The 15,640-nt window shown below is 67.6% G+C and carries 12 protein-coding genes, 1 tRNA gene and 1 pseudogene; 5 read left to right on the top strand and 9 right to left on the bottom strand.

What is annotated here, in order from left to right:
- Positions 1-8: 8 nt before the first annotated feature.
- Complete coding sequence (locus tag Q1K09_RS08330) at positions 9-311, bottom strand: DUF6504 family protein (RefSeq protein WP_300344625.1); 303 nt, start codon at positions 309-311, stop codon at positions 9-11.
- A gap of 191 nt (positions 312-502) precedes the next feature.
- Here Q1K09_RS08330 and Q1K09_RS08325 point away from each other — a divergent pair.
- Positions 503-575: transfer RNA gene (locus Q1K09_RS08325), tRNA-His, on the top strand.
- A gap of 69 nt (positions 576-644) precedes the next feature.
- Here Q1K09_RS08325 and Q1K09_RS08320 read toward each other — a convergent pair.
- A complete protein-coding gene (locus Q1K09_RS08320; RefSeq protein WP_300344623.1) occupies positions 645-1,124 on the bottom strand; it encodes an Lrp/AsnC family transcriptional regulator in 480 nt (159 codons plus the stop codon).
- Positions 1,125-1,301: 177 nt separating this feature from the next.
- On the opposite strand from Q1K09_RS08320, the gene Q1K09_RS08315 reads away from it, so the two are divergent.
- The gene (locus tag Q1K09_RS08315; protein ID WP_300344621.1) at positions 1,302-4,811 is read left to right on the top strand and encodes an indolepyruvate ferredoxin oxidoreductase family protein; all 3,510 of its coding nucleotides are present in this window, start codon (positions 1,302-1,304) and stop codon (positions 4,809-4,811) included.
- Here the strand turns inward: Q1K09_RS08315 and Q1K09_RS08310 are convergent.
- From Q1K09_RS08310 to Q1K09_RS08290, 5 genes are read right to left on the bottom strand one after another with little or no spacing between them, the layout of a single operon-like run.
- A complete protein-coding gene (locus Q1K09_RS08310; RefSeq protein WP_300344619.1) occupies positions 4,808-5,689 on the bottom strand; it encodes a CoA ester lyase in 882 nt (293 codons plus the stop codon). The two genes, Q1K09_RS08315 and Q1K09_RS08310, sit on opposite strands and share 4 nt — an antisense overlap.
- On the bottom strand, positions 5,686-6,219 hold the full coding sequence (locus tag Q1K09_RS08305) for a MaoC family dehydratase (protein WP_300344617.1): 534 nt from the start codon (positions 6,217-6,219) through the stop codon (positions 5,686-5,688). The genes Q1K09_RS08310 and Q1K09_RS08305 overlap by 4 nt, the downstream gene beginning before the upstream one ends.
- 10 nt (positions 6,220-6,229) lie before the next feature.
- The gene (locus tag Q1K09_RS08300; protein ID WP_300344615.1) at positions 6,230-7,393 is read right to left on the bottom strand and encodes an acyl-CoA dehydrogenase family protein; all 1,164 of its coding nucleotides are present in this window, start codon (positions 7,391-7,393) and stop codon (positions 6,230-6,232) included.
- Entirely contained in the window at positions 7,390-9,465 is a 2,076-nt protein-coding gene (locus Q1K09_RS08295) for a biotin carboxylase N-terminal domain-containing protein (RefSeq protein WP_300344614.1), read from the bottom strand. Before Q1K09_RS08295 ends, Q1K09_RS08300 begins: the two co-directional genes overlap by 4 nt.
- A complete protein-coding gene (locus Q1K09_RS08290) occupies positions 9,465-11,072 on the bottom strand; it encodes a carboxyl transferase domain-containing protein (RefSeq protein ID WP_300344612.1) in 1,608 nt (535 codons plus the stop codon). The genes Q1K09_RS08295 and Q1K09_RS08290 overlap by 1 nt, the downstream gene beginning before the upstream one ends.
- A gap of 116 nt (positions 11,073-11,188) precedes the next feature.
- On the opposite strand from Q1K09_RS08290, the gene Q1K09_RS08285 reads away from it, so the two are divergent.
- The 3 genes from Q1K09_RS08285 to Q1K09_RS08275 all read left to right on the top strand — a co-directional run bounded on the left by Q1K09_RS08285 (position 11,189) and on the right by Q1K09_RS08275 (position 13,746).
- Complete coding sequence (locus Q1K09_RS08285; protein ID WP_300344610.1) at positions 11,189-11,830, top strand: TetR/AcrR family transcriptional regulator; 642 nt, start codon at positions 11,189-11,191, stop codon at positions 11,828-11,830.
- A 108-nt stretch (positions 11,831-11,938) separates the two neighbouring features.
- Positions 11,939-13,606 (top strand): AMP-binding protein, encoded by a 1,668-nt coding sequence (locus Q1K09_RS08280; RefSeq protein ID WP_300344608.1) that lies wholly within the window; start codon positions 11,939-11,941, stop codon positions 13,604-13,606.
- A gap of 29 nt (positions 13,607-13,635) precedes the next feature.
- On the top strand, positions 13,636-13,746 hold the full coding sequence (locus tag Q1K09_RS08275) for a DUF2200 family protein (protein WP_366909224.1): 111 nt from the start codon (positions 13,636-13,638) through the stop codon (positions 13,744-13,746).
- A 4-nt stretch (positions 13,747-13,750) separates the two neighbouring features.
- Here the strand turns inward: Q1K09_RS08275 and Q1K09_RS08270 are convergent.
- Together Q1K09_RS08270 and Q1K09_RS08265 are read right to left on the bottom strand one after the other, a co-directional pair.
- Positions 13,751-14,695, bottom strand: a pseudogene (locus tag Q1K09_RS08270) (cation diffusion facilitator family transporter).
- A 35-nt stretch (positions 14,696-14,730) separates the two neighbouring features.
- Positions 14,731-15,198 carry a transporter substrate-binding domain-containing protein gene (locus Q1K09_RS08265; protein ID WP_300344607.1) on the bottom strand — a complete coding sequence of 156 codons (468 nt, stop codon included), beginning with the start codon at positions 15,196-15,198 and terminating at the stop codon, positions 14,731-14,733.
- Between the last annotated feature and the right edge of the window lie 442 nt (positions 15,199-15,640).

The following is a 15,640-nucleotide window of genomic DNA, read 5'->3' as shown; positions in this document are numbered from 1 at the left end:
CGGTCCTGCTAGTCGTAGATCGCGGTGATCGGCCACTGGGCGCCGTCGCTGGCGGCAAGGTCAAAGATCAGGATCTCCCCGTCCTCCACCGCCCGGGCCTGGACCTGCCACATGGGACGTTCCACCACCGCCGCAGCAGAGCCGGCCGGCACCCGCAGAGAGCTCTCCCACCAGGAGATGCGGTCCATCCAGGCAATAGGTTTGGCGATGACGGTGAAGCGCCTTCCCGCCCAGAGCAGACGTGCCGGCGCCCCCTGCGGAGTGGTCCATACCGTGGCCGTCTCCTGCTGCACCGCTGCATCAGCCGTCATCGGCAAACCTCCCATCATTCGAACATAGATTCGATTATGGAGTGTAGAGCGGGTCTCTGACAACGCCGGGCGGCCCCATCGAGGGCTGGGACTGGCCGCCGCGCGGAGGCGAGCACACCCGATGTGCTTCCGCCGGCAGGAACGGTGTATGATGTATTGGTTGCTTTTCGAGGCATCCTCGAAAGCACATGGTGGGCGTAGCTCAGCTGGTAGAGCATCGCGTTGTGGTCGCGAGGGTCGCGGGTTCAATCCCCGTCGCTCACCCCGTTGTTATGTATCAATACAGTGGAAACGCCCCGAACCCAGGTTCGGGGCGTTTGCCATGCACCGTCACTAGGACGCCGTCTTCCGGCGCAGCATCTGCAGCAGCGGGCGAGTGCGTGCGGGGATCCGCTGCCGCAGCACCGTCTCAGTGCGGGTGCGGTGCACTCCGGGAATCGCCAGGATCCGCTGGATCACCTCCTCCAAGTCCTGCGGTCCGCGGGTGACCACCACGCAGGTGATGTCACTGTCTCCGGTGGTGGAGTCGGCCTCCATCACCTCCGGAATGCCCGCCAGATGCTCGGTCACCTCATCCAGCACACCCTGGGCCAGGTTGAGCCGGATGAACGCCTTGGAGTCATAGCCCAGCGCAGCCGGGTCGATCACCGGCTGCCATCCGGCGAACACGCCGCGGCGCTGCAGGTTCTCCAGCCGCGCATGCACCGTGCCGCGGGCCACCTGCAGCTGCCGGGCATACTCACGCACTCCCGCCCGGGGCTGCTCAATGCACAGCAGCAGAAGCCGCAGGTCCAAGTCATCGATCGCCCGCATGCAGTCGCCTCCTGTATATGCCCTTGAATGTGTCACAGATCACAGTGATCAGCCTAACCGTTGAAACTGCAGAGTAACTAGTCCAATGGCACAGGATCCGGGGCATCTTATTGAAGAGATGGCCCCCTATCCGCACGATGGAGAGCACAACGGCATACCTGCGACCGAAGGCTCACCATGACTCTGGAACTGCAGAACACTCAGGCGCCGGCCGCGGATCCGGCTCCGGCGCCCACCCCGCTGGCTGCCCGCTACACGCAGAACGCCGGCACCGTGCAGCTCACCGGAATCCAGGCGCTGACCCGTCTGCCGGTGGACCAGCACCGCCGGGATGTGGCGGCCGGTTTGAATGTGGCCACCTTCATCTCCGGCTATGAGGGCTCCCCGCTGGCCGGCTACGATCTGGAGCTCGCCCGCCGGCAGGAGCTGCTGGACGCCAATGACATCCATTTCCGCCCCGGCCTCAATGAGGAGGCCGCCGCCACCTCCCTGCAGGGCACCCAGCTGGTGCAGGGGCTTCAGGGCAGCACCCGCGACGGCGTGCTGGGCATCTGGTACGGCAAGGCCCCGGGCTTGGACCGGGCCGCCGATGCGATGCGCCACGGCAACCTCATGGGCGCCCACCCCAACGGCGGAGCGCTGGTGCTGGTCGGCGACGACCCCGCGGCCAAGTCCTCCACCGTCCCCTGCGCCTCAGAGATGGCGCTGGCCGATATGGGCATGCCGGTGATCTACCCAGCGGACAGCCAGGAGATCCTCGAACTGGGCATGCACGCCGTCGAGCTCTCCCGCGCCAGCGGCCTCTGGGTGGGCATGAAGATCGTCACAGCTGTGGCAGACGGCTCCTCCACCGTGGACCTGCAGGCCGTGGCCGAGACCCCGCCTCCGCTGCTTCCGCACGGCGCGAAGAAGCATGAGCCCACCGGCAGACTGCTGCAGCCCACCCTCGGGCCGCTGGAGCGCGATCTGGTCACCACCCGGTGGCGGATCGCCGAAGAGTACGCCGCGCTCAACGGGCTCAACCGGATCGTCGGCGCCTCTGCCGGCGACACCCTGGGCATTGTGGCCGCCGGGCGCACCTGGCACGAGCTGCTCGCTGCCTTGGAGCGCCACGGCCTGCAGCGTGAGGACCTCGAGTCCACCGGGCTGCGGCTGCTGAAGATCGGGATGCCCTGGCCCCTGGAGTCCGGCATCGTCCGGGAGTTCGCCGAGGGTCTGGATGAGATTCTGGTGGTGGAGGAGAAGCGCTCCTTCATCGAGGCGGCCATCCGCGATGTGCTCTACGGAACGGCCGGCGCCCCGCGGATCACCGGAAAGAAGGACGACGACGGCGCAGAGCTGATCCCCGCCTACGGGGAGCTGGACTCCTCGACGCTGCACCGTCTGCTGGTCCGGCGCCTTCAGCCCCACGGACTGGCCTCCCGGCTGCGCGATGACTCCCCCGGCAGCCCCAATGGCAGAACGCTGCTTCCTGTGGTGCCCAGCGCCAAGCGCGCGCCCTACTTCTGCTCCGGCTGTCCGCACAACACCTCCACCAGCCCCGCCGGGGAGGACTCCCTGGTCGGCGCCGGCATCGGCTGTCACACCATGGTGCTGCTGATGGACGAGTCCCAGGTGGGCAATATCGCCGGACTCTGCCAGATGGGCGGCGAAGGCCTGCAGTGGCTGGGCATGGCTCCGTTCATCGACCGGGACCACTTTGTGCAGAACCTCGGCGACGGCACCTTCCACCACTCCGGCTCCCTGGCGATCCGCGCCGCCGTCGCCGCCGGGGCCAACATCACCTATAAGATCCTCTTCAACTCCGCAGTGGCCATGACCGGCGGGCAGGAGCCGGTGGGAAGCATGCCGGTGCGCCGCATTGTGGATCTGCTGAAGGCTGAGGGCGTGGCCAGGATCATCGTCACCACTGATGACACCTCTCGCTACCGGCGCGGCAGCCTCCCCCGGGATGTGCAGGTCTGGCACCGCGACCAGATGGATAAGGCCCAGCGCACCCTCGCGGAGGTCCCCGGGGTCACTGTGCTGATCCACGACCAGGAGTGCGCCACCGAGCTGCGCCGCAAGCGCAAGCGCGGACTGGCCGAGACCCCCACCACCCGGATCGCGATCAATGAGCGCATCTGCGAAGGCTGCGGGGACTGCGGAGTGAAGTCCAACTGCCTCTCCGTGCATCCGGTGGAGACTGACCTGGGCCGCAAGACCCAGATCCACCAGGCCTCCTGCAATCTGGACTACAGCTGCATCAAGGGCGACTGCCCCGCGTTCATGTCCGTGGAGCCCGGCACCCAGCAGGCCGGCCGTGCCCCGGACCTGGACCAGGACGATCTGCCCGCCCCGGCGCAGCGGCCTGCGCAGGAGCAGTTCGGAGTCCGCATCACTGGGGTGGGCGGCACCGGTGTGGTGACGCTGTCCCAGATCCTGGCCACCGCCGGGCTCATCGCCGGCTGGCACACCCGCTCCCTGGACCAGACCGGTCTGGCTCAGAAGGGCGGCGCCGTGGTCTCCGACGTCCGGTTCACGCGCAGTCCGCGGGCGACGTCGAACAAGCTCGCCGAGGGTGAATGCGACCTGTACCTGGGCTGCGACATCCTGGTGGCCGCTGAGGCCAGCTACGCCGATGTGCTCTCCGCCGACCGGACCACGGCGGTGGTCAACACCGCCAAGGTGCCCACCGGCGCTATGGTCTCCGACGCGTCGGTGAGCTTTCCCGACGTCGACCAGCTCAGCGGCGCGGTGATCGGTCAGGCCCGCGACGATTCGGCGGCCTTTGACGCCCAGCAGCTGGTGCTCCAGCTCTTCGGCAGCGACCAGTACACCAATATCTTCCTGCTCGGCGCGGCCTTCCAGTCGGGAGCGCTGCCGATCCCGGCCGCCGCGGTGGAGGAGGCGATCGAACTCAACGGTGCCGCGGTGGCGGCCAATATTCAGGCCTTCCGCCGCGGCCGGCAGTACATCGCTGATCCTGAAGCCGTGCGCCAGGCGGCCGCCGCCCACCGCGGCACCCCAGCCCCGGAGGATCCCTGGGCCGGACTGCCCGGGGAGTCCGAGCTTCATCGGCTGGTGCGCACCCGTTCAGCCGATCTGGTGGACTATCAGGACGCCGACTACGCCGCCGAGTACCGCAGCGTGGTGGAGCGTGTGCAGGCCGCCGAGGAGCAGGCCGTGCCGGGCAGCACCGCCCTGGCCGAGGCCGCGGCGCGCTATCTCTACAAGCTGATGGCCTATAAGGACGAGTACGAGGTCGCCCGCCTGGCCACCGACCCGACCGCTGAGCAGCAGCTCGAGGCCGAGTTCGGCGTCGGCGCCACCGCCAGCTGGCACCTGCACCCCCCGGCCCTGCGTGCGGTGGGGCTGAACCGGAAGCTGCGCCTGGGTCCGTGGTTCCGCCCCGGGTTCAGCGCGCTGAAGCGGATGAAGCATCTGCGCGGCACCGCGTGGGATCCCTTCGGCCGCGCGGAGGTCCGCCGTGTGGAGCGGGAGCTGATCACCGAGTACCGCGATCTGATCGATCATGTGCTGCAGCGGCTGAGTGCCGCGAACCTCGACGACGCCGTCGCGCTGCTCTCCCTGCCGGATATGGTGCGCGGCTATGAGGAGATCAAGCTGGCCAATGTGCAGCGCTACCGCGAGGAGAAGGAGCGGCTGCTGGCCCAGTTCGACGCCGCCGCCCGGTCACAGGCCTAGTCTGCGGATCCGCCGCGCTGAACAATGCGTTCGGCGTGGCGGATCAGCGGCGCATCCACCATCGCTCCGCGGAACTGGAAGGCCCCGCCGTGGCGCTCCACCTCGGCCAGCAGAGCTTCGGCATACTCCAGCTGCTCGGCGGTGGGCCGGTAGGCGGTGCGGATCGTGGCCACCTGCCCGGGGTGGATGCAGGCCTTGGCCGCGAAACCGCTGGCCACCGCGTCGGCGGCCTCCTCGGCAAGCCCCTCGGAGTCGGCAATATCGGCGTAGATCGAGTCGATGGCGGCCCGTCCATGGGCTGCGCAGTGCAGCAGCACTGTGCTGCGCACATACCGGGCGATATCGCGGTAGCCGCCGTCGGGCCGGCGGGAGGAGGTGCCTCCCAGGGAGGCGATCAGGTCCTCAGCACCCCACATCATGGCGGCGGTGGCCGGATGTGCCGCGATGTCCGGCGCAGCCGCCGCACCGGCGGCGGTCTCCACCAGAGCGATCACCTGCACTGCGGGCATCCGACTGTGCAGGACCTCCACGTCCTGCAGCCGCTCCGTCTTAGCCAGCATTACGTACCGCAGGTCCAGGTCCTCCAGAGCGGCCATATCTGCCTCGAAGTCCTGCGTTCCGGCTGCATTGACCCGCACCACGGTGCGCGCCCGCAGCTGCTCCGGGGCCTGAAGCCAGTGGGCGCGCACGGCCGCGCGGGCTTCGGGCTTATCCGCCGGCGCCACCGCGTCCTCCAGATCCAGGATCACCGCATCGGAGCGCTCCGCCGCCTTCTGATACCGGTCAGGCCGGTCGGCGGGGCAGAACAGCAGGGCGGGGCCCAGGGTGAAAGTCGGGTTGGTGTGCGGCCCGGGATCGGTGTGCGGGGTGTCGCTCACCGCTGGGCCTCCATCTGCGCTGCGTGGTGGTCCTTCAGCCAGAGCATCACCGAGCGGACGCATTCGGCCACCACCGTGCCCTCCTGGTTGCGTCCGATGTGCCGGATGGTCACGATCCCCTGCCCCGGCCGGGAGGAGGAGAGCCGCTTGTCCAGAATCTCCGACTCTGAGTAGAGGGTGTCCCCGTGGTAGAGCGGGTGCGGGAACTTCACGGACTCGAAGCCCAGATTGGCCACAATGGTGCCTTGGCTGATCTGGGCCACGGATGCCCCCACCAGGGTGGCCAGGGTGAGCATGGAGTTCACCAGCGGCTGGCCGAAGGGCTGCTCGGCGGACCAGTGGGCGTCCAAATGCAGCGACTGGGTGTTCATCGTCATCGTGGTGAACAGCACGTTGTCGGCCTCGGTGATCGTGCGCCCGGGTGCGTGCCGGTAGACGGTGCCCACCTCGATCTCATCGAAGTAGAGGCCGCGCTGATCAACTACCCGAGACGGCTGGCGCTGCGTGCCGTCGTCGTGCTGGTCGGTCATAGTGCTCTCCTCACTGAAGTCCCAGGGAGCGGGCGATGAGCATCAGCTGAACCTCGGTGGTGCCCTCGCCGATTTCCAGGATCTTCGAATCGCGGTAGTGGCGGGCCACGGTGTACTCATTGATGAACCCGTAGCCGCCGAAGATCTGGGTGGCGTCGCGGGCATTGTCCATGGCCGCCTCTCCGGCCACCAGCTTGGCGATGGATGCCTCCGTCTTGAACGGCTTGCCGGCGGCCATCAGCTCTGCGGCGTGGTAGTAGGCCAGCCGCGCTGTGTGGGCGCGGGCTTGCATGCGGGCGATCTTGAAGGAGATCCCCTGGTAGCTGGAGATCGGTGAGCCGAAGGTGCGGCGCTGCGAGGCGTAGTCGACCACCTGGTCCACACAGCCTTGGGCGGCGCCTGTGGCCAGCGCGGCGATCGCCACCCGGCCCTCGTCCAGAATGCCCAGGAAGTTCGCATAGCCGCGGCCGCGCTCCCCCAGCAGGTTGGCCTCGGGCACGCGGCAGTCGGTGAAGGACAGCGGATGGGTGTCTGAGGCGTTCCAGCCGACCTTGTCATAGGCTTCGCCCACTGAGAAGCCCGCAGTGCCGCTGGGCACAATGATGGTGGAGATCTCCTTGGCGGTGCTGCCGTCGTCCCGCCGGCTGGTGCCGGTGACCGCGGTGACGGTCACCAGGGAGGTGATGTCGGTGCCGGAGTTGGTGATGAACTCCTTGGTGCCGTCGATCACCCACTGGCCGTCCTCCAGCCGCGCGGTGGTCTTGGTGCCGGAGGCGTCGCTGCCTGCCTCCGACTCTGTCAGGCCGAATCCGGCCAGGCGCTTTCCCGAAAGCAGATCCGGCAGCCAGGTCTGCTTCTGCTCCTCGGTGCCGTAGCGGTAGATCGGCATCGCGCCCAGGCCTACTCCGGCCTCCAGGGTGATCGCCACCGACTGGTCCACTTTGGCGATCTCCTCCAGGGCCAGGCAGAACGCCAGGTAGTCACCGCCCTCTCCGCCGTACTCCTCGCTGAAGGGCAGGCCGAAGAGGCCCATCTGCCCCATCTGGTCGATCACCTCGTAGGGGAAGCTGTGGTCGGCGTCGTGGGCGGCCGAGACTGGGGCGATCACCTGGCGCGAGAAGTCGCGCACCGACTCGGCCAGGGCCTGGTGCTCTTCGGACAGCAGTTCGGTCATGAGGGGTCCTCCTGTTGATCGGATTCGACGACGGCGAGCACCTGGCCCAGGGAGACCTGGTCGCCGGGGGCGACGTGGATGCGGGCGATGCCGTCAGTGGGGGCGGTGAGGCGGTGCTCCATCTTCATTGCCTCCAGGGTCAGCAGCACCTCACCGGCGCTGACCTGCTGTGCGGATTCGACGGCGACGGCGACCACGGTGCCGGGCATCGGGGCGGTGACCTCCGGCATGGCCTCGGTGAGCTCAGCCTCCAAGGCAGAGACCCTCCGGCCGGTGGCGGCGGTGTGGTCCAGCACGGTGAGCATCCCGGAGAAGTCCTCATCGGTGATCCACACCTCGGTTCCCTCCCGGCGGCGGCGTCCTGTGGTCAGGTGCACCGGATAGGTCGCCTCAGGTGTGCGCAGCAGAGACCTGCCGCCGTCGCCGGCGGGATCGAGCTGGGCTGCGCCGTCGAGCTCGATCTCAAAGTGCACCGGCTCCTCCCCTGGACGCTGCCAGATCACCTCCACCTCGGGGGTGCGGGCTCCGCTGTGCCGCCACCCGTCGCGCCGCCAGGCTGCCGGTGACTCCCCGGCCGGAACCTCGGCGGCGACGGTGACGGACTGGGCGGCGGCCCAGTGCAGCGCGGCGGCCAGTGCATGGCGCTGGGCGGGCCGGGGGAAGCTCATCTGCGGCAGCCGCCGCTCGATCAGGGTGGTGTCCATCCGGCCGGCGCGCACGTCGGGATCGGCGGCCAGCTGCCGCAGATACCCGATATTGGTGGTCATCCCGTGCAGGCTCATCTCCCCCAGGACCCGGTGCAGCCGCGCGAACGCTTCCTCCCGGTCAGCGCCGGCGGCGATCAGCTTGGCCAGCATCGGGTCATAGTCGGTCCCCACGCGTGTCCCGGTGCGGATGCCGGAGTCGAAGCGGATGCCCTCCCCGGTCGGCTTGAGCAGGCTGAGGATCTCCCCGGCGCTGGGCATGAAGCCGGCCTCGGCGTCCTCGGCATAGATTCTGGCCTCCACGGAGTGGCCGGTGAGGGTGATCTGCTCCTGGCTGAGACTCAGCGGCTGGCCTGCGGCGATCCGGATCTGCTCGGCCACCAAGTCCACTCCGGTGACCTCTTCGGTGACCGGATGCTCCACCTGCAGCCGGGTGTTCATCTCCATGAAGTAGAACGTGTCCGGCTGCTCGTCGGAGACCAGGAACTCCACAGTGCCGGCGCCCAGATAGTCCACACTTCGGGCGGCCTCGCAGGCGGCGCGGCCGATGCGCTGGCGGGTGGACTCGTCCAGCAGGGCGGAGGGGGCCTCCTCAATGACCTTCTGGTGCCGGCGCTGCAGAGAGCATTCGCGCTCGCCCAGGTGGATGATGTGACCATGAGCGTCGGCGAGCACCTGAACCTCAATATGGCGCGGTGAGCGGATCAGCTGCTCAATGAACAGCGTGTCGTCGCCGAAGGCGGTCTGCGCCACCCGGCGGGCGGCCTGAAGGGTCTCCGGCAGCTGGTCGGCAGTCTCCACCACATGCATGCCTTTGCCGCCGCCGCCGGCCGAGGGCTTGATGAGCACCGGGAACGTCATGCCGGATGCGGCTTGGGCGAGCTCCTCGTCGCTCAGCCCGGGCTCGGTGATTCCCTCCACCACCGGCACTCCGGCGGCGGCCACATGATTCTTGGAGCGAATCTTGTCCCCCATCACCTCCAGGGCCTGCACCCCTGGGCCGATGAAGCTCAGTCCTGCGTCTGCACAGGCCCGGGCGAACGCGACGTTCTCTGAGAGGAAGCCGTAGCCGGGGTGGATGGCCTCAGCCCCGGTGGTCCGGGCCGCCTCGATCACTGCAGGGATGTTCAGATAGGACTCGGCGGCTGCAGCCGGGCCCAGGCGCACGGCGTGATCTGCTGCGGCCACATGCGGGGAGTCGGCGTCGGCGTCGGAGTAGACTGCCACCGCCCGGATCCCCATCCGGTGCAGGGTGGAGATGATTCGGCAGGCGATCTCTCCGCGGTTGGCCACCAGCACCGTGCCGAACAGGGGCGTGCGGCGCGATGGCGACCGGCCCGCTGGTGTGTCTGAAGTGCTCACAGTCATCACATCCTGAACAGGCCGAATTCGGTCTCCGGCAGGGCGGTGCGGGAGCAGGTCTCCAAGGCCAGGCCCAGGACCCTGCGGGTGTCTGCGGGGTCGATGATGCCGTCGTCCCAGAGCCGGGCAGTCGAATAGTAGGGCTGGCCCTGGGCCTCGTACTTCTGGCGGATCGGCTCCTTGAACGCCTCTTCCTCATCCTGGGGCCACTGCTGGCCGGCGGCCTCCAGCTGGTCCCGTTTGACAGTGGCCAGGACGGAGGCGGCCTGAGTCCCGCCCATCACCGAGATTCGCGCGTTGGGCCACATGAACAGGAAGCGCGGCGAATAGGCACGCCCGCACATGGAGTAGTTGCCGGCCCCGAAGGAGCCGCCGATGATCACGGTGATCTTGGGCACCCGGGCGGTGGCCACCGCGGTGACCATCTTGGCTCCATGCTTGGCGATGCCGCCTGCCTCATAGTCGCGGCCGACCATGAAGCCGGAGATGTTCTGCAGGAACAGCAGCGGGATCCCCCGCTGGTCGCACAGCTCGATGAAATGTGCGCCCTTGAGCGAGGATTCGGCGAACAGAATCCCGTTATTGGCCACGATCCCCACCGGATGCCCATCAATATGGGCGAACCCGGTGACCAGGGTGGTGCCGTAGTCCCGCTTGAACTCGTGGAATGCGCTGTCATCGACCAGCCGGGCGATCACCTCCCGGACCTCATAGGGGCGGTTGACGTCCTGCGGAATGATGCCGTAGAGCTCTGCGGGGTCCCGCCGCGGGGGCCGAGGCTTCTGCACATTCCAAGCGCGCGGCGCGGGCCCCGGCAGCGTGGAGACGATGTCCCTGACGATCTGCAGCGCATGGTCATCGTTCTCCGCGATGTGGTCGGCCACCCCAGACTCAGCGGTGTGCACCACGGCTCCGCCGAGCTCCTCAGCGGTGACCTCCTCGCCGGTGGCGGCCTTCACCAGCGGCGGGCCGCCGAGGAAGATGGTGCCCTGATTGCGCACAATCACCGACTCATCGCTCATGGCCGGCACATAGGCCCCGCCCGCGGTGCAGGAGCCCAGCACTGCGGCGATCTGCGGAATCTTCTTCGCCGAGAGGTTCGCCTGGTGATAGAAGATGCGGCCGAAGTGATCCCGGTCGGGGAAGACCTCGTCCTGCATCGGCAGGAACGCTCCCCCCGAATCCACCAGATAGATGCAGGGCAGCCGGTTCTCCTCAGCGATCTCCTGGGCGCGCAGATGCTTCTTCACCGTCATCGGGAAGTAGGTGCCGCCCTTGACGGTGGAGTCATTGCAGACCACCATCACCTGGCGCCCATGGACCAGTCCGATGCCGGCGATCAGGCCGGCCGCCGGTGCGGCGTCGTCGTACATGCCGTGTGCCGCCAGCGCCCCGATCTCCAGGAACGGGCTTCCCTCATCCAGCAGTCGGTCCACCCGCTGCCGGGGCAGCAGCCGGCCGCGCTCGGCATGGCGGCGCCGGGCCTTCTCAGGACCACCCAGGGAGGCGCGGTAGAGGTGATCCTTCAGCTGAGCGACCAGCGCCCGGTTCGCCTCCGCATTGGCGGTGAACTCCGCCGACTGCGGGTCCGCCTGACTCGCCAGTGCCTCCACAGCGCCCTCTCCGCCCGCGGCGGCGGCCCACGAACACCTCTGCCGCCAGCAGGCCCAATGAGTTAATATTGACTAACTGAAATCCAAGATAGTGGCGGTGATCACTTCTGTCCAGCGTGAGCGACCCCGACGTGCCCGCAGCGCCCCGGACCCGGCGCCAGGCCGATAAGCAGCGGCGCTGCCGCGAGCTGCTGGAGGCCGCCGCGCGCCTTTTCGGCACTCACGGATATGCCTCAGTGGCCCTGGATGACATCGGCAGCGAGGTCGGCGTCTCCGGCCAAGCGATCTACCGCCACTTCCGCGGCAAACAGGACCTGCTGGGGACTCTGCTGCTGGAGACCAGCGCCGCGCTGCTCGACGGCGGGCGGCAGATTCGCTCTGACTGCCCGGACCCGCATGAGCGCATGGAGCGGCTGATCGCCTTTCACGTGGAGTTCGCGCTGAACAGTCCGGAGATCATCCGGGTTCAGGACCAGGAGATGCCCCAGCTGGTGGACGCCGACCGGCGACGCGTGCGGCGCATGCAGCGCGAATACCTGGAGATCTTCAGCGAAACGGTGCGCCAGCTGCACCCGCGGATGACCCCGGTGGAGCTGCGCACCCGGGTGCACGGCATCTTCGGGCTGATCAATTCCACCGCACATTCGGTCACACACTCCTACCGCCAGCTCCCCTCCCCCCAGGAGCTGGCCGAGAGCGCCCCGGTGCTGCAGGTGATGGCCCGGGCCGCTGTGGATGCTCCGCTGCGCGAGGGCTGAGCGGGCCGCGCCGACCACATAGTGCACACCCCTTGTGAGCTGAATCACTGGGTGCTAGCTTCGGGTTGAGATCCATTAACTGGAATCCCGACGAGTTCAGGAGATCTCATGAGCCGTGACGCTGCCGCTGGCCGCCTGACCCTCTCACACGACGTCGGAGATACCGACCCGCCGCTGCTGGAGACCACCATCGGCGAAGCACTCGCCTCTGCTGCGGAGCGCTTCGCTGAGCGGGAAGCTCTGGTGGACGTACCCTCCGGGCGGCGCTGGACCTACGCCCAGCTGCGACAGGACGTCCGGTGCCTGGCCACCGGACTGCACCGAGCCGGGGTGCGCCCGGGAGACCGGGTCGGCATCTGGGGGCCCAACAGCTGGGAATGGACGCTGACCCAGTTCGCCACCGCGGAGATCGGCGCGATTCTGGTCAACATCAACCCTTCCTACCGGCAGCACGAACTCAACTATGTGCTCGAGCAGTCCGGCATCAGCGCCGTCGTCGCCTCCGACACCTTCAGAACCCAGGACTACCCCGCGATGCTGACCGCCGCCGAGGAGGAGCTGGGCGCCCTGCAGCTTCGGGTCATCATGGGGGATGAGACCTGGCAGCAGCTGATGTCGACTCAGGCGGATGAGGAGCTGCTGGATGAGCTCGCGGCGGGTCTGAGCAACACCGATCCGATCAATATTCAGTACACCTCCGGCACCACCGGCTTCCCCAAAGGCGCCACGCTGACTCACCGCAATATTCTCAACAACGGGTTCTTCGTCGGGGAGGTCAACCGCTACACCGAGCAGGACCGGATCTGCATCCCGGTGCCGTTCTATCACTGCTTCGGCATGGTCATGGGCAATCTGGCGGCACTGACCCACGGTTCGGCCGCCGTCATCCCGGCCCCCTCCTTCGACCCCGGTGCCACCTTGAGCACTGTGCAGGATGAGCGGTGCACCAGTCTCTACGGGGTTCCCACCATGTTCATCGCTGAGCTGAACCTGGAGAACTTCGACGACTACGACCTCTCCAGCCTGCGCACCGGGATCATGGCCGGCTCCCCCTGCCCGGAGGAGATCATGCGGCAGGTGATCGACCGGATGAATATGGCGGAGGTGACCATCTGCTACGGGATGACCGAGACCTCCCCGGTCTCGCTGCAGACCAGGCCCGACGACGAGCTCGAGCTGCGGGTGAGCACTGTGGGCCGGGTGGTCCCGCATGCAGAGGTCAAGGTCGCCGACCCGCACACCGGTGAGACCCTGCCGGTGGGCACCGACGGTGAGCTGTGCACCCGCGGCTACCTGGTGATGAGCCGGTACTGGAACAACCCGGAGAAGACCAGGGAGGCCATCGACGACGACGGCTGGATGCACACCGGTGACCTCGGTCAGATGGATGCCCACGGAAATGTGCGGGTCACCGGCCGCATCAAAGACATGGTGCTGCGCGGTGGGGAGAACATCTATCCGCGTGAGGTCGAAGAGGTCCTCTACACCCATCCGGACATCATCGACGCCCAGGTGATCGGCGTGCCCGACGACACCTACGGCGAGGAAGTCATGGCCTGGGTGCGTCTGGCCAAGGACGCCGAACCGCTGAGCGCCCGAGCGCTGCGCGAGTTCTGCGCCGACCGGCTGGCGAGGTACAAGATCCCCCGCTATGTGGTGATTGTGGATGAGTTCCCCACCACTGTGACCGGCAAAGTGCGCAAAGTGGAGATGCGCGAGCGTTCGCTGCAGCTGCTGGACACCCCCGGCGCAGTGGACGACGCGCGGGCGCAATGACAGGCTGAGCCCATGGCTGCCCACCGGATCTGCACCACCAGCTTCGCCAGCGTCTTCCCCATTACATCGCCAAGGCCGAGCGCAAAGGCCGCAGCAAGGACGAGGTCGATGAGATCATCCGCTCCGAGGCGCCTGCCTGAGGGGTCAGGCAGTCTCGGCCTGGTCCTCCGTGCGGCTGTCGCCCTCGGCGAAAGGCTCCTCGGTCACGGTGAGCACCAGGTCCTGAATCCTCCAGTCCAGGTCCACGCAGCGTCGGCGCACCTCCTGCAGCCAGGCCACATCCACCGTGGGTCCGCTGACCTGCAGGAAGCACTCGGCGTGGAGCACATGGCCCTGGTCCCGCAGTCTGGTCTGCACCCCGGTGACCTCAGGCTCGGCACGAATCTCCGCATTCAGCCGAGCGATGAGCGGATGAAGCTGCGTATTGTCCACGGTGGTGGCGCGGGCGTCGACCAGGTCGCGGATAGCGTCGCGGATATTCTCCCACCCATCTTTGGTGATGGAGGTGGAGACCACCAGCGCTGCGACCGCATCGGCCCACCACCAGCCGAAACCGATACCGGCCACGCCTACCGCCGTCGCCAGCCCGGTCAGCCAGTCGGCGCGGTTCATATCCGCGTCGGCGCGCAGCACCTTGTCATGCAGCTGGTCGGCCAATCGGCGCTTGATCCGCCCCAGGATCACCGGGGCGATGCAGCTGGCCAGGGCGACGGTGATCATCAGTCATCCCAGCCACAGCGGGTGGCCGAAGACGCTCACCGCTCCGATGGGCGGCCGCTCATGCATCAACAGGCTGCTGGCTCCATCGACCAGCAGCAGGCCCACACCGGCCAGCGCCACCCCAGAGACCAGATGCCCCACGCCGACCGCCCGGTGCAGCCCGAACGGGAAGCTGCGACTGGGCCTGCGGGCGGCGATGCGCGCTCCGACCAAAAAGGCCAGCGGAGGCAGGAAGGAGAGCATGTCCTCGGTCCAGGCCGTCTTCATCGCCTGCGAACTTCCCATCACCGCCGCCATCGCAATCACGGTGGCCGTCAGGATGACCAGCCACAGCCACTGGACGCGCCGCGCCGTCCGCAATGCCCGCATCTGCGGCTCGGGAAGCTCGGTGTGGCCGAACCTGCTCATTGCGCCTCCTGCTGGATGAAGTAGCTCTCAAGATCCAGCAGCAGCGCATTCTCTCCCTGCTCCACCAGCACAATGCGCCCAGGGCCCTCCTGCGGCCTGTGGTACGGCCGGCTGGGGGCGACCGCCTGCTGCCAGGGGGTGCCCTCATCGAATCCCCCGATCACCAGGTCCAGATCGCCGGCGGCCAGCTGGCCCACCAGCTCACTCTCACTGCCGGTGACCCAGCGGATCTCAGCGTCGATGCCCTCGGCGTACCCCTTCAGCAGGTCAACCTCCGAGCCGGAGGGCTGTTCGGCATCCAGCTGGGTCCAGGGCGGATGCTCGGTGATGCCCACGATCAGCTCTCCTCCGGTGGCCTGTTGGAGACTTCCAGCCGGATCAGCGGGATAGTTCGCGCAGCCGGCTGCGGCCCCGCCGATGAGTGCCATGGCTGCCAGCGCCTGCAGCCGTGATGCCCGGACCATCTGCGGCTCCTTTCATCCTGCAGGCACCCTACTCCTTCCGCCCGGCTGGCGGCAGACCCACATTGAGACAGCGTTGACAGCCGACGCCGGGCAGATGCTCGGCTGCTGCTCAGCTTCGCTTCCGAGGATGGCATTCAGGCGACCACGGAGGCAGAGATGGACACCCGCTCAGAAGCACCGAGGCGATCCCTATGGCTGGACACCCATCCTGTCGAGCAGCCTGCCGGCGAGCCGTTGGCTCCCGGCTCGCGGTTCGACACCGTTTGTCGACGACGGGTGAAAAATGAGCAGTGATCGACGGTGCGGGTTCTATTGATCGTCGCAACGTTTGGACCCTTCAGAGCATAGCAAGGCGTCGAAGAGCTCTAGCGGGGACTGCCCGCCCAGCACCTTCCGTGGGCGCCGGTTGAGCTCGTCCTGGACCGCTAACAGATGCTGCTGG

The sequence above is a fragment of the Nesterenkonia sp. genome (assembly GCF_029265375.1).
In the GTDB taxonomy this organism is placed as follows: Bacteria; Actinomycetota; Actinomycetes; order Actinomycetales; family Micrococcaceae; genus Nesterenkonia.
Note: the sequence above shows the minus strand (reverse complement) of the source record. Positions and strands in the feature narration are given on the sequence as shown.